Source organism: Flavobacterium sp. UGB4466 (genome assembly GCF_903469665.1).
Classification (GTDB): domain Bacteria; phylum Bacteroidota; class Bacteroidia; order Flavobacteriales; family Flavobacteriaceae; genus Flavobacterium; species Flavobacterium lipolyticum.
In genome coordinates this window covers 1-21,557 of record NZ_CAGKLC010000047.1, presented here as the reverse complement: position 1 = coordinate 21,557, position 21,557 = coordinate 1, and the positions used below count along the sequence as shown (strand labels likewise).

The 21,557-nt window shown below is 35.3% G+C and carries 18 protein-coding genes; 6 read left to right on the top strand and 12 right to left on the bottom strand.

The window, feature by feature from the left end:
• The first annotated feature begins 40 nt into the window (after positions 1-40).
• On the top strand, positions 41-2,341 hold the full coding sequence (gene bglX / locus JO950_RS12685) for a beta-glucosidase BglX (RefSeq protein ID WP_202702981.1): 2,301 nt from the start codon (positions 41-43) through the stop codon (positions 2,339-2,341).
• Between the two features lie 175 nt (positions 2,342-2,516).
• Here bglX and JO950_RS12680 read toward each other — a convergent pair whose 3' ends face one another.
• A complete protein-coding gene (locus JO950_RS12680) occupies positions 2,517-2,831 on the bottom strand; it encodes a hypothetical protein (protein ID WP_202702980.1) in 315 nt (104 codons plus the stop codon).
• 233 nt (positions 2,832-3,064) lie between these two features.
• On the opposite strand from JO950_RS12680, the gene JO950_RS12675 reads away from it, so the two are divergent.
• Together JO950_RS12675 and JO950_RS12670 are read left to right on the top strand one after the other, a co-directional pair.
• A complete protein-coding gene (locus JO950_RS12675) occupies positions 3,065-3,850 on the top strand; it encodes a glycerophosphodiester phosphodiesterase family protein (RefSeq protein WP_202702979.1) in 786 nt (261 codons plus the stop codon).
• 57 nt (positions 3,851-3,907) lie between these two features.
• Positions 3,908-5,830: a family 43 glycosylhydrolase gene (locus tag JO950_RS12670; protein ID WP_202702978.1), complete on the top strand. Its 1,923-nt coding sequence runs from the start codon at positions 3,908-3,910 to the stop codon at positions 5,828-5,830.
• A gap of 146 nt (positions 5,831-5,976) precedes the next feature.
• Here JO950_RS12670 and JO950_RS12665 read toward each other — a convergent pair whose 3' ends face one another.
• Entirely contained in the window at positions 5,977-6,699 is a 723-nt protein-coding gene (locus JO950_RS12665) for a polysaccharide deacetylase family protein (RefSeq protein ID WP_237732349.1), read from the bottom strand.
• Between the two features lie 950 nt (positions 6,700-7,649).
• On the opposite strand from JO950_RS12665, the gene JO950_RS12660 reads away from it, so the two are divergent.
• Positions 7,650-9,038 carry a M20/M25/M40 family metallo-hydrolase gene (locus tag JO950_RS12660; protein WP_202702976.1) on the top strand — a complete coding sequence of 463 codons (1,389 nt, stop codon included), beginning with the start codon at positions 7,650-7,652 and terminating at the stop codon, positions 9,036-9,038.
• 86 nt (positions 9,039-9,124) lie between these two features.
• Here JO950_RS12660 and JO950_RS12655 read toward each other — a convergent pair whose 3' ends face one another.
• The 10 genes from JO950_RS12655 to prmA all read right to left on the bottom strand — a co-directional run bounded on the left by JO950_RS12655 (position 9,125) and on the right by prmA (position 17,510).
• Entirely contained in the window at positions 9,125-10,225 is a 1,101-nt protein-coding gene (locus tag JO950_RS12655; protein WP_202702975.1) for a PAS domain-containing sensor histidine kinase, read from the bottom strand.
• Between the two features lie 197 nt (positions 10,226-10,422).
• A complete protein-coding gene (locus JO950_RS12650) occupies positions 10,423-11,106 on the bottom strand; it encodes a YiiX family permuted papain-like enzyme (protein ID WP_202702974.1) in 684 nt (227 codons plus the stop codon).
• A 244-nt stretch (positions 11,107-11,350) separates the two neighbouring features.
• Positions 11,351-12,256, bottom strand: a complete 906-nt coding sequence (locus tag JO950_RS12645) for a hypothetical protein (RefSeq protein WP_202702973.1) — start codon at positions 12,254-12,256, stop codon at positions 11,351-11,353.
• 18 nt (positions 12,257-12,274) lie between these two features.
• Complete coding sequence (kdsA, locus tag JO950_RS12640; protein WP_017496575.1) at positions 12,275-13,093, bottom strand: 3-deoxy-8-phosphooctulonate synthase; 819 nt, start codon at positions 13,091-13,093, stop codon at positions 12,275-12,277.
• Positions 13,094-13,347: 254 nt separating this feature from the next.
• Positions 13,348-13,668, bottom strand: a complete 321-nt coding sequence (locus JO950_RS12635; protein WP_202702972.1) for a hypothetical protein — start codon at positions 13,666-13,668, stop codon at positions 13,348-13,350.
• Between the two features lie 28 nt (positions 13,669-13,696).
• Complete coding sequence (locus tag JO950_RS12630) at positions 13,697-14,149, bottom strand: 2-dehydro-3-deoxyphosphooctonate aldolase (protein WP_202702971.1); 453 nt, start codon at positions 14,147-14,149, stop codon at positions 13,697-13,699.
• Positions 14,150-14,261: 112 nt separating this feature from the next.
• Complete coding sequence (locus JO950_RS12625) at positions 14,262-14,939, bottom strand: lysoplasmalogenase (RefSeq protein WP_202702970.1); 678 nt, start codon at positions 14,937-14,939, stop codon at positions 14,262-14,264.
• A 7-nt stretch (positions 14,940-14,946) separates the two neighbouring features.
• Positions 14,947-16,218, bottom strand: coding sequence for a sterol desaturase family protein (locus JO950_RS12620; protein ID WP_202702969.1), 1,272 nt, complete (start codon positions 16,216-16,218; stop codon positions 14,947-14,949).
• A gap of 64 nt (positions 16,219-16,282) precedes the next feature.
• Positions 16,283-16,558, bottom strand: a complete 276-nt coding sequence (locus JO950_RS12615; RefSeq protein WP_026109999.1) for an ATP-dependent Clp protease adaptor ClpS — start codon at positions 16,556-16,558, stop codon at positions 16,283-16,285.
• Positions 16,559-16,676: 118 nt separating this feature from the next.
• Positions 16,677-17,510, bottom strand: a complete 834-nt coding sequence (prmA, locus tag JO950_RS12610; protein ID WP_017496581.1) for a 50S ribosomal protein L11 methyltransferase — start codon at positions 17,508-17,510, stop codon at positions 16,677-16,679.
• 113 nt (positions 17,511-17,623) lie between these two features.
• Between prmA and JO950_RS12605 the strand changes: the two genes are divergently transcribed.
• Complete coding sequence (locus JO950_RS12605; RefSeq protein WP_202702968.1) at positions 17,624-18,760, top strand: hypothetical protein; 1,137 nt, start codon at positions 17,624-17,626, stop codon at positions 18,758-18,760.
• Positions 18,720-21,059 carry a hypothetical protein gene (locus JO950_RS12600; protein WP_202702967.1) on the top strand — a complete coding sequence of 780 codons (2,340 nt, stop codon included), beginning with the start codon at positions 18,720-18,722 and terminating at the stop codon, positions 21,057-21,059. The genes JO950_RS12605 and JO950_RS12600 overlap by 41 nt, the downstream gene beginning before the upstream one ends.
• The last annotated feature ends 498 nt before the right edge of the window (positions 21,060-21,557 follow it).

The following is a 21,557-nucleotide window of genomic DNA, read 5'->3' as shown; positions in this document are numbered from 1 at the left end:
AACCAATAAAAAACGAACACAAACAAATAAATATAGTAGAATGAAGAACAAATTAGTCTTACTGTTTTTAGGATGTGCTGTTCTGGGATATGCTCAGAAAAAGAACACTAAGAATACAGTAAAAATAAAACCAAAATCGGAGTTTGTAGCAGAGTTATTGTCAAAGATGACACTGGACGAAAAATTAGGGCAGCTTAATTTACCAACCTCTGGAGATATTACTACAGGACAGGCAAACAGTTCTGATGTGGCGAAAAAAATTGCTGAAGGTAAAGTTGGAGGTTTGTTCAATATTAAATCTGTTCAAAAAATTAGAGAAGTGCAACGAATTGCAGTGGAAAAAAGTCGTCTGAAAATTCCATTGATTTTCGGAATGGACGTGATTCACGGTTACGAAACTACTTTTCCGATTCCGTTAGGATTATCTTGTACCTGGGACATGAATCTGATCGAAAGAAGTGCCAGAATTGCAGCTCAGGAAGCGAGTGCAGATGGTATCAACTGGACATTCTCTCCAATGGTTGATGTTTCTCGTGATCCGCGTTGGGGAAGAGTTTCTGAAGGTTCAGGAGAAGATCCGTATTTGGGAAGCCAGATCGCAAAAGCAATGGTAAACGGTTACCAGCAAAACGATCTTTCTAAAAACAATTCGATTATGGCCTGTGTAAAACACTTTGCTTTATACGGAGCACCGGAGGCAGGTCGTGATTACAACACGGTTGATATGAGTCATATCCGAATGTTTAACGATTATTTCCCCCCTTACAAAGCTGCTGTTGATGCAGGTGTAGGTTCAGTAATGGCTTCTTTCAACGAGATTGACGGAATTCCTGCAACAGGAAACAAATGGCTGATGACAGATATTTTAAGAAAACAATGGGGCTTTAAAGGTTTCGTGGTTACCGATTTTACAGGGATTCCTGAAATGATCGAGCACGGAATGGGAGATTTACAAGCTGTTTCAGCACTTTCGTTAAATGCAGGTGTTGAAATGGACATGGTGGGTGAAGGTTTCTTAGGAACTTTGAAAAAATCGTTAGATGAGAAAAAAGTAACGATAGAAACCATCGATAATGCGGTTAAACTTATTCTGGAAGCAAAATACGATTTAGGCTTATTTAGCGATCCTTATAAGTACTGTGATGCTAATAGAGCAAAAACAGAAATTTTCACTGCAAACAGCAGAAAAGAAGCGCGTTCGACAGCAGCACAATCATTGGTGTTGTTAAAAAACCAAAATCAATTGTTGCCACTTAAAAAATCAGGAACAATTGCTTTAATCGGACCCTTGGCAGATGCCAAAGAAAACATGCCGGGAACCTGGAGTGTAGCTACAAGAATGGAAAATGCAATCTCACTTTTGACAGGAATCAAAGAAGTGGCAGGAGCATCAACAAAAGTTTTATATGCGAAAGGAAGCAACTTAGATTACGATGAAGAGTTTGAGACTAAAGCAACCATGTTTGGTAAAACGTTACACCGTGACGGACGTTCAAAAGAAGAATTACTGGCAGAAGCTTTAAAAGTAGCCAATCAGTCGGACGTAATTGTTGCGGCACTTGGAGAATCTGCAGAGATGAGCGGTGAATCAAGCAGCCGTACCAATCTGGAAATTCCACAGGCCCAAAAAGATTTATTAAACGCCTTACTAAAAACAGGAAAACCGGTTGTTTTAGTATTGTTTGATGGTCGTCCGTTAGTAATTAAGGAAGAGAACGAAACTGTTCCGGCTATTTTAAATGTTTGGTTCGCAGGTACAGAAGCGGGTTATGCTATTGCTGATGTTTTGTTTGGAGATGTAAACCCTTCCGGAAAACTAACATCAACCTTTCCAAGAAGTGTTGGTCAGTTGCCAATTTACTATGCACATAAAAATACAGGAAGACCGTTGGTTAACACAGAAGGTAAGTTCGAAAAGTTCAGATCGAACTATATTGACGAAAGAAACGAGCCGTTGTTTCCATTTGGTTTCGGGTTAAGTTATACCACTTTTGAGTATTCAAATCTGAAGGTTTCATCTGATAAAATGAACTCAGGCGAAAAGCTAAAAGTGACGGTAGATGTTGCTAATACAGGAAATTATGATGGAAAAGAAACGGTTCAAATGTACATTAGGGATGTAGTAGGGTCGGTAACAAGACCGGTAAGAGAACTTAAAAATTTCCAAAAAATAACTCTTAAAAAAGGAGAAAAACAAACCGTGACATTCGAGATCACAGTGGAAGATTTAAAATTTTATAACTCTGCTTTACAATTTGTGGCAGAACCTGGACAGTTTGAGGTTTTCGTTGGTGGAAATTCAAATGCCGAAAAGAAAGTTAGTTTTGTATTAACTAATTAAGTTGGTTTATTGATTAGTAATTAGCCCTTCGTAATTGGTTAGCGAAGGGCTTTTTTTAAGATATTTATCACTATTTTCAATTGTATTGTCAATGACTATATTTTTGGATATAATTAAGACAGATTTTTTGGATTATTTCCTTTGATCATATTGTTTTTTGCAAATAGGTTCAACATTAATTAGATGAAAAATCGATATCAATAGCACCAGAAACCTGATCATTGTACACCGGGTATGTTGTATCACCATTCTGATTCCATAGACCACTATCACCATTGTAATAATAGGTCAGACCTTGTACGTGACCTTGTGCATCAAAAAATTGCATGTAAAAATTGGCAAATGTAACATTGGCTATACTTGCATCATAAGGCTTGCCATTAAAGGTGGTATTGTTACTTCTTAATTGAGAAAAAACGGTATTTATAGCTGCACCATCGTCGCCATCAGTTTTAACAGGATACGTTCCTAAATTCTCTTGATCTTTCATTTTTTTTATTTTTTTTAGGTTAATAATCCTACAAAATTACATTATAAAATTAATAAAACAAGTTATTTCTTACAAATTATAAAATACGGTATTTATTTGTATCAATCAAAGTTTAAAATATCAGGTGTTCAAAGGAAGTTGCGATCTTCCCAAACAGATGAATCAATAGTCCTTTTGGGGATCAGGATAGTCAATGAAGTTTACAATATTAGGTTTACTATAAATTAAAAATAATGAATACAACTAAAGCATTTCGGATATCATTACTTTTAACAGTAGCAATTGCTTTTCAGTCCTGCTGTGTTAAAGAAAATGCAATAGTGGCACATCGCGGGGCATGGAAAAAGAACAATCTTCCTGAAAATTCTATAGCCGCTCTAAGACATGCCATCGACTTAAAACTTCCCGGTTCAGAATTTGACGTATGGAGAACAGCCGATGATTCACTTGTAATCAATCATGATGCACATTACAACAAATTGCCTATTGAGGAAACCAATTATGCCGATCTTATAAAGTTTAAACTTTCAAACGGAGAGAAGCTTCCAACCTTGTACGAGTATATTGCTGAAGGTAAGCGAAATAATAAACGTACACTTTTGGTTTGCGAAATAAAACCTTCGGAAATAAGTAAAGAAAGAGGAAGAAAAACGGCGTTGAGGACTGTAGAAACAATTCAAAAACTTAAAGCAAATAAAAACACCTGCTACATTAGTTTTGATTACGAAATTCTGAAACAAATCAGAGAAGTCGATTCCCGAACAAGTTTACAGTATCTCGAAGGAAACAAATCTCCGAAAGAAGTTAAAGCAGACCGTATAAACGGCGTTGATTATCATTATTCAGTATTTAAAAAGCATCCGGAATGGATCAAAGAAGCTAAAGAGTATAAGGTTATTTTAAATGCCTGGACAGTAAACGAAACGGCCGATATGGACTGGATAATTGATCATAAATTCAATTATATCACTACCAATGAACCTGAGTTGTTAGAACAAAGGATAAAACAGAAAAAATAGATCTATTGAAACTGTGTTTTCTCTTTTGGAGAAAATCTTTTATATAAAAATCATCCTATGAAAAATATACATGTAGTAACTGTTATGCTGATGCTAGTTAGTTTAAGCAATACAATACTCGCACAAAACACTAAAATTCCCGGTAAAACAGAATGGTTTGACCCCAATAAAAAAGCAACGACCTACTGTAATCCAATTAATATTGGGTACAATTATACCACCGAAAATCACAATGGTATTCCGGAATCCCGACGTTCCAGTGCCGATCCGGTAATTATTACATTCAAAGGCGAATACTATTTGTTCGCGACCAATCAGGCGGGATATTTTTGGAGTAAAGACCTGTCAGACTGGAAATTTGTATACGGAAGTTTCCAACGCAAGCCAGCTGATGACGATCAATGCGCCCCTGCCGCCTGGGTAGTCAACGATACCTTGTTTTATGTGGGCTCAACCTGGAAAAGAGATCATCCAATCTGGAAAACTGCAGATCCAAAATCGGGACAATGGCTGCGACATGTTGATAAAGCGATGCTGCCTACCTGGGATCCTGCCATTTTTCAGGATGATGATAAAAAAGTATACATGTATTACGGCTCAAGTGGAAAGTTGCCACTTGTGGGTGTAGAAGTTGATTATAATACCTGGCTTCCGAAAGGCAATCAGGCAGCTTATGAAAAACTGTACAAAGCCATTGAAGTAGAAGATATTCAGCGTGCTTATGGTGAGATCAAAGAGGTAGTAGGTTTAGATCCTGCCAATCACGGCTGGGAACGTTTTGGCCCCAATAATGATATGGAACCCGCGCCCTGGGGAAATTTTATAGAAGGAGCCTGGATGACCAAACACAATGGTAAATATTATATGCAATACGGAGCTCCAGCCACAGAATTTAAAGGTTATGCCAATGGAGTTCATGTTGGTAACAGCCCGTTAGGACCCTTCACCTATCAAAAACACAATCCCATGTCATACAAACCGGGAGGATTTGTAATCGGAGCGGGACACGGAAACACTTTCGCAGACAATTATGGGAATTACTGGAATACGGGAACCTGTAAGATCTCAATCAAAGACCGTTTCGAGCGTCGCATTGATATGTTTCCTGCCGGATTTGATAAAGACGATGTGATGTATTCTATTACTTCTTATGGAGATTTTCCAATTGTTCTTCCCTCTAAAAAACGCAATCAGGAAAAAGGAGCCTCTTCCGGCTGGATGCTGCTTTCGTATAAAAAGCCTGTCACTGTTTCCTCTTCAGAAGAATGTATGGAAGTAGAAACCCACAGAATGGATAATGGAGGTAAAAAAGTATACGAGAAGTTTTGTTACGGAGCTGTGAATTTAACCGACGAAAATATTCAAACCTACTGGTCTGCAAAAACAGCCGATCCGGGTGAATGGTTACAGCTTGATTTAGGCAGACAAATGCAGATCAATGCCTTGCAGATCAACTATGCCGATCATAAAGCAACACAGTTCAATAAGGCAATGGATATCTATTATCAGTACAAAATTTTCATGTCGGATGACGCTGTAAACTGGAAATTGGTAGTCGATAAATCTAAAAATGCAAAAGACGTTCCGCATGATTATGTCGAGCTGACGAAAGCAATAAAAGCGCGTTACATTAAAATGGTCAACGTTCATAATGCCTCCGGATTGTTTGCGATTTCAGATTTCAGAGTGTTTGGAAACGGATTGGCAGAAAAACCACAACCAGTTCTTGATTTTAAAGTAGACAGAAATACTGCCGATGCAAGAAACGCTATGATTTCCTGGAAAAAACAGGCGAACACTACCGGTTACAATATTTATTACGGAATTGCACCAGACAAATTGTATAATAGCATTATGGTTTATGACGAAAGTTCGTATGATTTTAGAGGTCTGGATAAAGGAACCACTTATTATTTTACCATTGAAGCTTTTAATGAAAACGGAATAGGTATGAAAAATGAAGTAGTAGAAGTAAAATAATTTTCATTTTGTCTTATTGAGTGTAATTCATTTTAACACATAGAGTAACATAGGTTTTGTATCTGTAAAAAAGACGTTCCACTTCACTGAAATATTCCTATTTCTTTTGTAGTTTTTTTTATATCGGGAGTCTATGTTTCTGTGTGTTATTTTTTTTTAGGGGAAATATTTTCAAGTTTTATAAAACTATATCCTTGTCTTTTTAATTCTGGAACAATTTCTTGCATAGCTTCATAAGTATTCCATTTAGGATGGTTAAAATGCATAATGATTATTGGACCAGATTTTAGATTATGAATAACATTTTTTATAATAGCAGATTTTGGTGCAAATGGAATAGCATCTCCGGCTAGTACATGATAACTAACAATAGTAACACCTATTTTTTTAGCTATTTTTGTGCAAATTTCATCAGTATAAGCAGTTGCGGATCTATAAAATCGAGGTTTTTTCCCTGTAATTCGCTCTATTTTTTGAGCATTAGCTTCTATTTCATCAACTGCTTCTGAAATATTTTTTGTTCCTTGAATTCCGTATATTGATTTTCCATTTGAACAACAAGGTCTATGATAAAATCCATGATTTTCTATTTCAAATAATGGATCTTTTGATAGTTCTAAAAAGGTTTCATAATTTTCATCAATCCATTGACCGGTAATAAATAAAGTCGACGGAATCTTTTGCTTTCGAAGAAAATTTATTAATTGTGAATCGTAAGCGTATGATTTCTCTCGTCCACAAGCATCAAAAGTAAATGCTATTATTTTTTGTTTAGTGTATAAATCTTCATTAACACCTTTTATAAATTCTCCCCAATATACTGAATGCGAATGTTTAAATTCTTTGTATATTTTTTCTTTAAAAATCAAGTAATTTGGATCGTTATACAGTTTTTTAATAAAATCAGCGTTCGTATACAAATTGGTTTGACCGTATATAGGGTTTAAAAAAGAAGCGAATAAAGAAAAAAGTATAATTAGATATTTGATCTGGTAATAATTGATTCTAAAAAAAAAGGCAGGTAATTTTAACATATCTAAACTAAAAATTTGTAGATTATGACTAATCTTTTTTCAAAATAACCACTGTTGCTTTAATTGTTTTTTATACAATTAAACCAAAAAGTTTAAGCAAACTTATCCTTGATTCATAGAAAAAAAGTGTAATGTTTAATAAGTGGTATGTTCTGTGTAATAACCGTAGATGATTGAGTTATATAATTAAAAGGTCTTGTTTTTTAGTTACGATGCAGAGGTGGACTGGTAGTTATTTCTAGCTGCATTTTTTATGACCTGCGATGGCTCCTATTCAAAAGTTCAGGATTAGGCAAAAAAAGATCGGGTAATTTAAATAAGAAAAAACCATCTATAGCTGATCAGTTGTTTTTATTTTGTATCAATCTAAAACCATTAGTTTTTAAGAGAATAATAACCACTGTTACTGTTCCAATTCGGGGCGTGAAAGTTATTTGATTTATTTCGGCGTTTAACTCAGTATGGGCCTTTATAATTCCTGTAATTTCATGCTTAATTTCTTTTTCTTGACTACTTAGGAATTTAATTCTTGATTCTCATCTTTTCAAAACTCTTAAGTTAGGTCTTGCTTCTGTTTGTTATGTATGTAATTGGTTTCTAGTAATAATTTCGTAAGCATAGGAGTGTTATAGGTTTTCTATCTATAAAAAAGAGGTTTTATTTTGTTTGCCTACATACTCCTTCTATAAGTGAAAGATTTTTTTTTCAAATCGTTAAATAAAAGCGATGGCAGTTCTAAAGAATTTTGTTCCTTTGTTTAACAACCAAAAAATGCTATACAACCTATGAAAAAAACGATTCTTTTAACTGCATTAGTTTTAAACGGATTGACATCTTTTGCGCAGTCAAATGATGAGAAAAACATTAAATTGTTTTATAAAAAGGCCCTAACCGAGTCTAAATGTTATACCTGGTTAGAATATTTGTCTAACGATATCGGAAGCCGTTTATCAGGTTCTGCAAGTGCCGAAAAAGCAGTGCAGTATACTAAAAGGCAATTGGAGACTCTAGGTCTTGACAAAGTTTATCTACAGGAAGTAATGGTTCCGCATTGGGTGCGTGGCGAAAAAGAAACCGCTTATATTTTAGATAATAAAACGAAAACGGTAGTGCCAATTTGTGCTTTAGGAGGATCAGTTGCTACCCCTAAAATTGGACTTACTGCTGAAGTAATCGAAGTAAAGGGAATCAAAGAACTGGCAGAATTAGGCGACAAAGTAAAAGGTAAAATTGTGTTTTATAACAGACCAATGGATCCGGAAAATATCGAAACCTTTAAATCTTACGGAGCCTGTGTAGATCAAAGGTATGCCGGTGCAAAAGAAGCGGCAAAATTAGGTGCAGTTGGAACAATCGTGCGTTCGATGAACTTGCGTTTAGACGATTTTCCGCATACAGGAGCTCAAAGCTATGGCGACTTACCAAAAGATCAATACATTCCAACTGCCGCAATCAGTACCAATGGAGCAGAATTGTTAAGTAAATCTTTGAAAGTAAATCCATCGTTGAAATTTTATTTCAAACAATCCTGTGAGACCTTGCCGGATGTTTTATCGTATAATGTGATTGGAGAAATGACCGGAACAGAAAACCCTGGCAACATTATGGTTGTCGGAGGGCATTTAGATTCCTGGGATTTAGCAGATGGTTCGCACGACGATGGAGCAGGAGTGGTTCAAAGTATGGAAGTAGTTCGAATTTTGAAAAACTTAAACTATAAGCCTAAAAATACGATTCGTGTCGTTTTGTTTATGAATGAAGAGAATGGAGGAAAAGGTGGCGCTAAGTATGAAGAAGTTTCGAAACAAAAGAAAGAGAATCATATTTTTGCATTAGAGAGCGATTCTGGCGGATTTTCTCCAAGAGGATTTTCAATTGAAGCAGATGACGCTAATTTTAAGAAAATAGCTGGATTTAAAGACCTTTTTGAGCCTTATTTGGTGCATAGTTTCACTATTGGACATGCAGGATCAGATATCAATCATTTGACCTCTAAATCGATTGTAAAAGCAGGTTTAAAACCGGATTCACAACGTTATTTTGATTATCACCATGCGGCAAACGATAAGTTTGATGCTATTAATAAAAGAGAATTGGAGCTTGGAGCTGCAACCATGACAACGTTGATGTATTTAATGGATCAGGGGGGAATTGTTCTTCCGGCTGCAAACTAAATTGCAAAAATCAAATTCAAATTCCAAATTCCAATAGGGCTGACCTTATTGGAATTTGGAATTTTTTTATTGAGAAATTTATGTGATTAACTTTTAAACGTGATCGTAAATTTTGCCCCTTTGTTGGGGGTACTTTCCACGTCAATGTGACCGCCAAGATTCGTTACATGATTATAAACCAGATAAAGACCGATTCCGTTACTGTCTTTATTTGAATTAAATTTCTGATGCAACCCAAAAATTTTGTCTTTTACTTTTTCCATATCAAAACCAATTCCGTTGTCCGAAATAATCAATTGTGTGGTTTCGTTAAAATGGATAGAATTAAAACGGATAAATGGTAAAAAACCGGGTTTTGAGTACTTAATCGAATTGGTAATCAGATTCAGGAATATACTTTTTAAGGAGGTTTTGTTGAAAAGAATCGTTTCTGCCTCCGAAAAATCAATTGAAATTGTGGCTTTTGAATTGTGGACTAAGGAATTAATGGAGTCTAAAACTTCTTTCAATACAACTTCAAAATGCAGGACTTCCAACTGATCGTCTTCTTCATTTTTTTTATCCAGAAGTGCCACATGATCAATTAATGTTTTCTTTAAACTTTGTGTAGAAATTTCAATAATGGAGATTAATTCGAGCGTTTCGGGATCTGTAATAGTTGATTTGTCCAGGAGATCAAAAACGGCCAGTATGTTATTTACTGGAGACCTTAAATCGTGTGCCGTAGTATAAGTAAGCTGTCTGAGTTCCTTGTTGAGTTTGGTAAGTTCTGCCAAATGAAGATTTCTTTCCTGTTCCATCTCTTTTCTGAAAGTGATGTTTTTAGCAACAGCATAAACGAGTCTGTCTTTGGCAACCGGAAAAGAACTCCATAAAAGCCAAACGATAGCACCACTTTTAGTCACATATCGATTTTCAAAATTATACAAACCAATATCCTGAGTAAGTTCTTTGCGGGCATTTGTAGTAGTCAGTTTATCGGCTTCAAGAATAAAATCGTTTATAGGTCTTGAGAGTATTTCTTCTTCAGTATAACCCAGTAACTTAGTCATGGCCGGGTTTATTCTTTTAAAATAGCCGTCAAAACCGGCAATACACAATAAATCGGGTGAAGAGTCAAAAAAATCTTCGAACTGCGGGAAAAAATGCAGATTATTTTGGGAATATTTAGGTGCGCTATCGATCATAGTTTAAACCTAACTTAAAATTTATTCTGCTAAAATAGTATTAAAATGTTAGATTTATGTTTTGATTTTAACTATTTTGTTAAATATTCGTTTAAAAACGTTTTAATACGTTGAAGAGTTGTCAGGGGGTTAAAAATGTAAGTTTTTAGAAACGAAGTATTTTTGTTTTATTCGTCGATACTGACAAAAAAAGGCTTTTAGTAGGTGTCAATTACCGTTTTTAGGAGGTCAGAATCGGCCAAATCAACAGGAGCGACCACTTTTTCGTCGAGCGGAATGCTATTTCCATATCTTTCCTTGATTATTTTTTGTACCCTTTGATCGGTTAAATTAAAATCCTTTAACTGTTTTAGTTTTGACAATTCGATGTTTGCGGCATTTTTGTAAATTTTCCAGATCAGTTCAGAGCAATAAATTCTGGTATCGCTCCATTCAAAATAAGCATCATATTCTTTTCCGTCAAATTGCTGGCTGTACTCTTTCATTTTTTGCAGCACTACAGGAGTTAAAACTTTAGCGGAGTTTTTTAATCGTTTCACAAGATATTTGGCTTCTTTTCCGTGCTGAATCCATTCGTTAAAAGGAGTTAGTTTTACAGGCTGAACAGCTTCAAAAACAAACCATTTTCCGTTGATATCGTAAATGATGCCACAATGAGAAAATTTAGAATTTGTGGCAATTCGTACGGCTTCACATTGTGGAGATTGAGAGGTTTGAAAAATAATATCTCCATCCTGAATTTTAGTTTGTAAAGTGTTTTCCTTCTTGTTTTTGGTAGGGGAAAACGGATTGTTAGGAAAAACCTTCAGAGCAACAAACAAAGCACAGCCAAAACTGAGTAAGAAGGTAATAATCGGAAAGAGATATTTTGATTTTTTCATTTTGTAAAGGTGAAATGTGTGATGTAAAATGTGTGATGTAAGATGTGAAACCTGAAACGTGCAACTTGAAACCTGAAACCTGAAACCTGAAACCTGTAACCTGAAACTTGAAACTTGCAACTTGAAACCTGAAACTTGCAACTTGAAACCTGAAACCCCATCTACTAATTAGCGGGACAAATAAAGGTCAAAAAAAAATAGTTACCAAAATGATAACTATTTTTAAGTATAATTTTAAGAAATATTAGATTCTGAAAATTCCTCCAACCGCAATAATTCGCTGTAAATAGAAAAAGTCCTGTGACGCCCTGTCTTCATTACTTTGACTAGTTCTGATATCCTGCATGTTGATGTAACCACCTTTTAACTCACCCTGTACATAAAAATACTTGAAGAATGTGAAGTTGATTCCTGCTTTTGCTGAAAGACCATAGCCTGAAATATGAAAATCATCGTGACGTTCTTTTCCTAAAAGAGTCGTATTGGTTTTAGGATATAAAACTCCAACACCTAAACCTTCTGTTAAGTTAATTTGTACTTTGTCAGTATTTGGCAAGCCAAACCATTGCGAAATATCGTCATGTCTGGAAACCTCTGTATTAATATAGTTCAAGCCATCTGTATGTTCGTACATTAAAAAAGCGGGACCATTTTGTTGGATCTCACCTTTTCCGAAACCACCTTCCTGCGCACCGCCCTGAGACATGTCTACAGGTCTATTGTTGTAAACACCATTGTAAATAGATCCGGTCTGATCAGCAGGTAAATTAATATAACCATTTACATTTGCTATCTGATTTTGTGCCATCACATATTTCATATGATCCCAACCAACAGAAACACTGTAATGGTCACTAAAGAAATACCCCATTCTAAAGTTGGTTTGCGGAATCGTCATGTTGACCGGGTTAACATAATCAATATGCCATCCTTTTGGTTTATCATGAGCTCTCATATTATCAACTGTAAAGTTGTAGTCTTTTCCTCTGAAATTTACATCAGATTTAGTGTAACTTTCTCTGTTTCCTCCCCAGGAAACAAAAAACTTACCTTTATTATGAGCAGTATATCTTTGTACTGTAATTTCTTCCTGTGCGAAAGTGTTTACTGAAAAACACAGCAAAAAGAAGAATAAATAAGTTGTTTTCAATGAAATGGTATTAAGAAATTAAAATGAGTTAACCGTTTTTCTGATCGCTACTAATTTGGTCATTAAGCCTTCGAAATAGTCTAAATGAAGCATATTAGCACCATCACTTTTGGCATTAGCAGGATCGAAATGAGTTTCGATAAAGATACCGTCAACACCAACAGCAATACCTGCTTTAGCAACTGTTTCGATCATGTCCGGTCTTCCGCCCGTAACACCGGCAGTCTGGTTAGGTTGTTGTAACGAGTGAGTTACATCCAGAACTGTAGTAGCGTATTGTTGCATAGTAGGGATTCCTCTATAATCAACAATCATATCCTGATAACCAAACATAGTACCACGATCTGTCACCATAACATTTTCGTTGTTACAATCCAGTACTTTTTGTACCGCATGTTTCATGCTTTCCGGACTCATGAATTGTCCTTTTTTCAGATTGACGGTTTTTCCTGTGTTTGCAGCAGCAACAACCAAATCAGTTTGACGAACCAGAAAGGCTGGAATTTGCAAAACGTCAACGTATTGTGCGGCCATAGCAGCATCTTCATTAGTATGAATATCAGTTACGGTTGGAACGTTAAAAGTCTCTGAAACTTTTCGTAATATTTTTAATGCTTTTTCGTCACCAATTCCTGAGAAACTATCGATTCTTGAACGGTTGGCTTTTTTGAAAGATCCTTTAAATACAAAAGGAATCTGAAGGTTGTCGGTAATACCAACTAATTTTTCTGCAATTCTAAGAGCCATTTCTTCTCCTTCAATAGCGCAAGGTCCTGCTAATAAAAAGAAGTTGCCGCTTTCAGTATGCTTAATTTGTGGAATATGTTGTATGTTCATAGTATGTTTTTTTGACAGTGCAAAGGTAGTTATGATTTATGAATAGCAGATGAAGATTTATGTTTTTTTTAAGAAGCCAATCCGGTTATCCGCTGTGTAATTTATGTTGAAATCAGGATTATTCCCTCGAGACTATTGCAAGACTTCATTCAAAATTTTAAATGTTTAAGATGAAGGGCAATATTAATGCGTTATAAAAAGATAATAAATGACATTTATCATGTTGTTTGCAAATTAGCAGTATCATGAAAAAATTACTTTTCGTAAGATCGTTTCATGAAGTATTGAATGATTATAACCACTATCAGGACAAACGTAAAAATAAGCGTGAACATAAAAAGTCCAACAAACTCCATTTCGCATCTAAGTGAATTTGGATTTTGCTCGATATATTTATTAGCATTATAGGTGGCAATGTAAAAGGAAATAACAGGTACTATTATTTGCGCGATGAGACTAATTATACAAACCGTTCCGAATTTTAAAGATATAGTTTCACCAATTGCTTTTCTTCCGGCTATAATCTGAAATAGCAATGGAAGAATAAGTACAATTAGAGGTACGCTTTCTAACATAGTATAATCCTGAGTGTAACTTTATTTTTTAATTGCTCTTCAAACGCAATCCCATTGGCACCATTAAAACGCCTTTTTCATAAATGTTCAGGTAGAGTTTTACCGGCTTCTTTTGCCCGTCCCATTTCAGTTCATATACATTCAGGAACCCGGCACCCATATCGCTTCTTTTAGTTGGAAAAGGACAACAGGTTTCCAGACGGGTATAGGTTATTTTTTCACCATTTGGACCTGCTAAAGCATTTAAGAAACGAGTTTCGTTTAGAGCTTCATTTCGGGTATTTTGAAAAAACAGGTTCACGGGATAATCAGGGTCGTAACCGTATTTTTTATCGTTGCTGAAAAGCGTAATCGAAAATGTATTGTCTTTCTTTAAAACAAGATCAGGAGCATTGTCATCTACATTTTTTAAAGTTGATTTTGTGCTTATACAAGATGTCACGCTGATAATGAGAACAATAAAAAGGGCTATTTTTTTCATGGTTTATTAATGTTGGTCCTACAAATGTAAAGTGTTTTTACCACAGCTGATAAGGATTTAAAGATTTACGGGAAAAACGATTGTAAATCTTTTGCATCACTACATTCTGCAGTTAATCTGCTTTTTTAGTATTTAGTTTTAAAATACCAATTACAATCAGATATTGTGCCACAAGATAGGTAAGCATGATAAAAAAGGAACTTTTTTCGATGGGAGCATGAAATTTATTGAAAGCCAAAATACTATCAGAAATAACAAATGAAAGGGCACCAACTAAAACGTAAAGACTGCCTGTTTTTTTCCAACTCAGACTACCATTAAAAGCAAACAGCAACATTGTCGAAATTACGGCTGCATAAATGATTACAGGGATTTTTAATTCACCTAGATTTGGCATCAAAAATAAAACCATCCCAACCAGATAAAAAGCTATAAGCAGGCTGCCAATTGCGAAAAGAACTTTATTGATAGAAGTATTTCTCTTTGTTTGTTTGTTGAACAGGACGCAATACATGAGGTGAGCAATCAAGAAAAAAAGAAGCCCTAAAATAAAATAAATCTCACCAATATCTGCAAAAAGAAGAATTACATCACCCAGCCAGGAAAATAATAATGCTCCCAAAAGGATATTTTTTGATGGAAACTTTCCGCGAAAATAAACTCCGAATCCTAATAATGGTACCAAAACAGGTTTTAGAAATAAGTCCAGATTTTGGTATTCTAAAAACAAAATAATTAGATATAGAATGCTGACAACAATAAAGGATTTAAAAAAATAGTGATTTCTCATAATCGGTTTATGAATTAACAGGTTGGTTTCGGTAGTTTTTAAAATCAATATTTACAAAGTAAATTGTAATTAAAAAGGATAAGGTCAAATAGGTTAAAATAACAGGATTACCAAAAGGGATAACTTGATTTAAGCCAAACCAGTCTCCATAGTACATGATGATGCCTATGGCAATACTAAAGCGTAATCCTTCCCAAAAGATGGCATATTTACTTTTGTCCATCAATTCGCTGTAACTGTAGATTGTAATCAGAATAAAAAATCCGTAGAGGAAGATATTGGGCAATCCGATTTTGGCGACATTATCAAATAAATACGTCACAAACAATAGTGTGATTAACATTTGAGTTACGGACCAGTAAATTAGCTTTTGTGAATTTTGAGTACCATATTTATTGAAGGCAAAAACATTTTCGATTTTGGTTACAGGATATTTTTCTTCAAAATTTTCGGGTCTCCAGCCGGTGGGTTTAAACCAGATTGTGAGTTTGTCTTTCCAGTTTTCGGCACGCCAGGCGTCTTTAATCAGTAAAGTTAAATGCTGAAAATTAATTCGGATAGGATTCCAGGTTTGTGCCGGTCTTGTAATACCAAAAACTGGCGGAACATCGTCTAATTCGGCCTGAAAAGTACCAAAAAGTTTGTCCCAGAAAATAAAAATCTGAGAATGGTTTTTATCTAGATATTCAGGGTTTATAGCATGATGTACCCGATGATGTGAGGGGGTAACCAGGATGTATTCCAGAAAGCCCATTTTTTTGATGTGTTTGGTATGGTACCAAAACTGCAGAAACAAATGGAGGGGCAGGGTAATGGCTATTACAGAAGCCGGAACTCCTAACAATGCGGCCGGAATTAATAAGAAGGTAAACAAATTAACCAGACTTGCGATAGGCTGGCGTAATGCGCAGGCAAGGTTAAATTCTTCACTGCTGTGGTGAATGGCATGTTTGTTCCAGAAAAGATTAATCTGATGCGCCCATCGATGACTCCAATAGCCATAAAAATCAATTACAAAAAAAGCAATACCATAAGAAAGTAGGTTGGCTTCCAGATGATAAAGCGCAATTTTAGAAACCAGCCATTCATATGAAATGAAGGTCAGACTCAATCCCAGGACGTCTTTGACTGAATTGGTAATTCCGGAGCTGATACTCGATACGCTGTCTATTAAAGGAGCGGTGTCGTTCTTTTTATAAATGCCGTATAATTTTTCGATTATAATTAATACTAAAAAAATCGGCGTTGCAATAATCAATATCTTTCCGTATTCTTCCATAAAAAAACGATTCTATTTTATTCAAATATAGAATAAAATAGAATCGTTTTTAAATTATTTGCAATTAAACAATTTCAGCGCTTAATCCGGCTTCCAAAAGTTGGGTACATTGCGGTTTTAATTTTTCAATAGGCCCTGTTTTTACAGTGCATTTTCCGTTGTAATGTACAATTAGGGAACATTGTTCTGCTTGCTCTGGCGTATGACTGCAAACACGCATCAAAGTGTCAATTACGTGATCAAAAGTGTTTACATCGTCGTTGTAAACAATGATTTCGTTATTGAAACCTGTTGCTTCCTTTTCGCGAACTCTTTCTCTTACTTTTTCTTTAGTACTCATTTTTTTAGTTTTTTGTACTGTTGTAATTACTAATTTTTTGGTCACAGTGTGCACAGATTGCATCGGAATTTAAAAGATCGATATCTGTGAACTATTTAATAAACAGATAATTAACTATCTAATTTACGTATTTTAATGAAACCCAGTTATTTCTTTGAAACTTTTTAACATATGTTAAGCCTTTTTCGGTGCAAGAAGCATCGATAAAAGGAATGTCCTCTTCATAAAACCCGCTCAAAAGCAAGATTCCTTTCGGATTTAAACAATCAACATAACTTTGCATATCGTTTAATAAGATATTTCGGTTGATGTTAGCAATGATTAAATCGTATTTTTTTCCGGCTAGCAAGGCCGCGTCGCCTTCGTAAACGGAGATGTGCTGGCAATTATTGCGTTCTGCATTTTCGATTGAGTTCAGGTAGCACCAGTTGTCGATATCAATAGCGTCAATTGGCTGAGCGCCTTTCATTTCGGCTAAAATGGCTAAAATGGCTGTTCCGCAACCCATGTCCAGTGTTTTCAAACCTTGAACATCGATTTCCAGTAAATGCTGAATCATCATGTGTGTAGTTTCATGATGACCTGTTCCGAAACTCATTTTTGGTTCGATTACAATATCAAATTCAGCGTTTGTTTTCTCATGAAAAGGAGCGCGAACATGGCATTTTCCGTCTACATCAATAGCCTCAAAATTCTTTTCCCATTCCTCATTCCAGTTGACCTGATCGATTTCCTCAATGGTATATTCGATTTTGAATTCTTCGGATTGTAAAATATAAATGTCGTCCAGAATATTCTCGTCCCATAAATCTTTTTTCACAAAAGCCGAAATTCCGTTCTCCGTTTCTGTAAAAGTCTCAAACGCTTTTTCGCCTAATTCAGCAATTAAAATTTCAGAACCCGGTTCTTTTGGTTCAATTGTAAAATGGTACCCTAAATATATATTCGACATAAAAAAAATTTTTGCAAAGGTAAGAATCCAAAGCAAAAGTTGTTCATAAATAATCAATATCCTTACCTTAATTAATGTTAATTTTGATTGGAATTTGTAAGGATTTTTAAAATATGAAGAATATCATTTTTATTTTGCTCTTTGTGGTACTTAACGGAGCAACTTGTGAGAAGGAACATGAAGTGGTTCGATCGTTTTGTTATTGGAAAACCGATTTGAATTTCGAAAACACAGATGATTCGTTGATAAAAGACTTGAAAGTAAAACATTTGTACATTCGTTTTTTTGATGTAGACTGGAATCCGTATGCTAAAGAACCTTTGCCGGTTGCCACCCTTCACGATATCAGATTAAATGAAAGCAATCCTGAAATTACCCCCAGTATTTTTATTACCAATGAAGTGGTTTTGAAATCCGGAAAAAAGCAACTGGACAGTTTGGCTGTGAGAATTGCCAAACGTATTGAACAGATAGGAATGAAAAGGAATGACTCAAAAGCCGAGAAAATAGCCAGTTCGATTGTGTATCCAAAAGATTATTACAAGCAGGAGAATCGTAAACAGTTGAATTATGATTCGGTAAAATCGAGTGAAATGGCAAAATTGAAAGTTGATTTTAAAGAAATCCTGATTGATTGTGACTGGTCGGAAAAATCAAAAGACAATTATTTTTACTTGTTAAAGCAAATCAAGAAAAACTATCCTGCGACTGCAGTTTCGGCTACCATAAGACTCTGGCAATACAAATATGCTTCAAAAGCAGGAATTCCACCTGTAGATAAAGGCTTGCTGATGTGTTACAATTTGAGTAAACCGGAAGATTTTACTACCAAAAATTCCATAGGAACCAGCGAAGAATTGGCACAATATATTACACACAACCAATACGGTTTAAAGCTTGATATTGCTCTGCCATTGTACAGTTGGGCAGTTGTTTTCAGAGGCAATCAGTTTAAGGGAATTTTATCCGATTATGACAGGATTCAAAACGATACCGTTAAATTAAAAAAAGTATCAGACGCTAAATATATACTGCAAGACGATATTTTAGTGGGACAGACTTATTTGAGAAACGGGGACGAAATCAGGATTGAGAAAATTTCTGAAGACGAACTTGACAAAATGATTTCGATCGTAAAAAGTAAAATTCCAATCGACAGTCAGACCAAAGTGACGTTTTTCTCTTTCGATAAAAAATACATCAACGATTATGGAACCCAAAATATATCCGGTTATTATGCGCGTTTTTAGCTCTTTACTTTTTGTTTTTAGTGTTCAGGTCTCTTTGGCTTGTGGGTGGAGTGTTTCGCCTGAGACCAGCAGACTGGCTTTGTTTAAAGCACAAAGGGAAGGATTTTTTAAGCTGACACCTTTTTATTATTCGGCCGATAATTACTACGATACCCATACTGTTTCGGGAGCAGATCAGGAATTGAATTGTACAGAGTGGAAGAAAAAACTGGGCAGTCAGGTCGATCCAAAAGACGTACATGTTATTTTGTACGAAACGGATGCTGAGAAATTTGAAACCGCTTACGAAACGAAATCGCTGAAAAAAGTTTTTGATAAGAACACTTTTATTGAAGCCTTATTGCTTTCAAAGAATAAGGCGCTTCTCAATTATATTTTGTTTGCGAAAAAATTAGAGTACAACAGTAATCCTGATGTGAAATGGGAGTCGTGGGGTAATATTGGTTATGACAGTAAAGATCATAAAATAGCCGATGTTAGTGATTTCGAAAAGAAAATCAAAACGGCAAAAGATTCTTTTTTGAAACAGCGTTATGCCTTTTTACTGTTGAGGTACAGTTTTTATGCCTCTGATAAGAATGAAGTGATTCGTTTGTACGATACTTATTTTGCAGCTGATAAAAACACGATCTTAAGCCCCTGGGCTTTGTATTATAAAGCTTTATGTGTTGAGGATTTAGCTTTGCAGAATTATTTACTGAGTAAAGTATTTGTTTCCTGCGAAGAGAAATCATTTGCGGTTTTGCAGCATTACAACTGGAAATTAACAGCAGAGACTTTGGCATTGGCTCAAAACGATGAAGAGCGCAGTGTGATTCTGGCCATTGAAGGCTTGCGCAATCCGGCACCAGGTTTGAAAAACATTCAGGAGGTTTACGAGTTGAGTCCGAACAGCTTGTATTTGAGTTTTTTGATCGGGAGGGAAGTGAACAAACTTGAAGATTGGATTTTTACACCCCAATACACCAATGACAGAACTCCTTCGGTGGTTTTTGACAGTACCGTCTGGTATGAAAATTATGCCAAAGCAAAGGAGGAGAATTTCAGGAATGATATTTTGTATTTAAGGGAATTAGAATATTATTTGATTTCCATCAGAGAGCAGACTTCAGGCGAGCAAAAGGACTATATCACAGCAGCGATTGCACAGCTTTGTTTTATAGGAGACGAAATTGACCTGGGAAAGAAATACACGGATATGATTTCAGAAAAGGCCAATTCTTCGATACAAATGCAAAAGAATATTCAGTTAGCATTGGTTTCTTTAAAGCAGGACGATTTGAAAAATAACGAGGTTCAAAATCAGCTTTTTAAATATTTTGATTCGGTTGAAAATTTGGTGGAAACCGATTTAGGTTTGTTTAAGAATTTATACAGTTTGTATCGAATCGCCAGCAAAGATTTTGCTGCAAAAGGCGATCGCGTGACAGCAGGTTTGCTGGCGATGAAATCAGATATTAAAAATGAAGGAGAATACTCCGCCTACAATGCGCCTTATTTTTACAGTTATATTGGTTACTTTGACCGGAATAATGCAACCGAGGCAGATATAGATCGTTTGATAGCACTTCAGGAAAAAAAAGACAAAACGCCTTTCGAAAGGTATATCTGTTCAGGAACAATAGCGCCAAATGTCAATTATTATAAAGATTTGAAAGGAACGATTGCATTCCGAAATAATAATTTGGAGCTGGCTTACCAAACTTTTGCCAGTATGCCGAAAGATTTTTGGGAGAAAAATTATGCGTATAAAGACTTTTTAAACGAGAATCCGTTTACGCCCAAAATTCTGCAAAGAGATACAGAACGAAAGTTCGACTATCGTTTTAATAAAGCCGATTTTATTGCGCAGTTGATTCAGCTAAAAAAACAAAATACAGCGACAAGCAATCTGAAACTGGCACATGCTTATTTTAATGTGTCGTATTTGGGGAATTCCTGGATGATGACTGCGTACGATTGGACTTCGGGTGAATCGTATGTGGATTATGTGTATGGAGATAATTCAGAAAATGAAAAGAAATATCAAAAAGGCAATTACTATAATTTATCCATGGCCAAAATGTATTACGAGAAAGCCTTGAAAATGTCTAAAAATACAAATGAAAAAGCCCTGGCAAGTTTAATGATTTTTGAATGCAAGTATTACAATCACTACGCCAATATTGTTTCAACGGAGGAAGAAGAAAAGAACCCGTTTAAAGCAGGGCAGGAGCTGATTAATTTCTATTCGGTTTATAGAAAAACGGCTGCTTTTCAAAAATACAATTGTCCTTTGTTAGAATCGTATCTTAAGTAATAGGGAGCAGACAGTTCATAAAAAAAGCGTTCGGGTTTTACGAACGCTTTTTTTTTTATGAGATTCTAAGATTCTGAGGTACTGAGTTTCTAAGTTTCTGAGATTCTAAGTTTCTAAGATTCTAAGTTTCTAAGATTCTAAGATTCTGAGTTTCTGAGATTCTGAGATTCTGAGTTTCTAAGTTTCTGAGATTCTAAGACTCTAAGATACTGAGTTTCTAAGTTTCTGAGACTCTATTATTCTCAATGATTTAATTAGCTGAAATGTCTAATAATCTGAGATTCTAAGGTCCTAAGGTCCTAAGTTTCTAAGTTTCTGAGATTCTAAGACTCTAAGTTTCTGAGACTCTATTATTCTCAATGATTTAATTAGCTGAAATGTCTAATAATCTGAGATTCTAAGTTTCTGAGACTCTATTATTCTCAATGATTTAATTAGCTGAAATGTCTAATAATCTGAGATTCTAAGGTTCTGAGATGCTAAGTTTCTAAGGTTTTA

Bases quoted from the DNA above. Each gene is read 5' to 3' on its own strand.
- JO950_RS12600 (WP_202702967.1), top strand. From the start codon at position 18,720: ATGGAACCCAAAATATATCCGGTTATTATGCGCGTTTTTAGCTCTTTA.
- kdsA (WP_017496575.1), bottom strand. From the start codon at position 13,093: ATGAACATACAACATATTCCACAAATTAAGCATACTGAAAGCGGCAAC.
- JO950_RS12680 (WP_202702980.1), bottom strand. From the start codon at position 2,831: ATGAAAGATCAAGAGAATTTAGGAACGTATCCTGTTAAAACTGATGGC.
- JO950_RS12630 (WP_202702971.1), bottom strand. From the start codon at position 14,149: ATGAAAAAAATAGCCCTTTTTATTGTTCTCATTATCAGCGTGACATCT.
- JO950_RS12655 (WP_202702975.1), bottom strand. From the start codon at position 10,225: ATGATCGATAGCGCACCTAAATATTCCCAAAATAATCTGCATTTTTTC.
- prmA (WP_017496581.1), bottom strand. From the start codon at position 17,510: ATGTCGAATATATATTTAGGGTACCATTTTACAATTGAACCAAAAGAA.
- JO950_RS12605 (WP_202702968.1), top strand. From the start codon at position 17,624: ATGAAGAATATCATTTTTATTTTGCTCTTTGTGGTACTTAACGGAGCA.
- JO950_RS12615 (WP_026109999.1), bottom strand. From the start codon at position 16,558: ATGAGTACTAAAGAAAAAGTAAGAGAAAGAGTTCGCGAAAAGGAAGCA.
- JO950_RS12650 (WP_202702974.1), bottom strand. From the start codon at position 11,106: ATGAAAAAATCAAAATATCTCTTTCCGATTATTACCTTCTTACTCAGT.
- JO950_RS12660 (WP_202702976.1), top strand. From the start codon at position 7,650: ATGAAAAAAACGATTCTTTTAACTGCATTAGTTTTAAACGGATTGACA.
- bglX (WP_202702981.1), top strand. From the start codon at position 41: ATGAAGAACAAATTAGTCTTACTGTTTTTAGGATGTGCTGTTCTGGGA.
- JO950_RS12670 (WP_202702978.1), top strand. From the start codon at position 3,908: ATGAAAAATATACATGTAGTAACTGTTATGCTGATGCTAGTTAGTTTA.
- JO950_RS12675 (WP_202702979.1), top strand. From the start codon at position 3,065: ATGAATACAACTAAAGCATTTCGGATATCATTACTTTTAACAGTAGCA.
- JO950_RS12620 (WP_202702969.1), bottom strand. From the start codon at position 16,218: ATGGAAGAATACGGAAAGATATTGATTATTGCAACGCCGATTTTTTTA.
- JO950_RS12635 (WP_202702972.1), bottom strand. From the start codon at position 13,668: ATGTTAGAAAGCGTACCTCTAATTGTACTTATTCTTCCATTGCTATTT.
- JO950_RS12625 (WP_202702970.1), bottom strand. From the start codon at position 14,939: ATGAGAAATCACTATTTTTTTAAATCCTTTATTGTTGTCAGCATTCTA.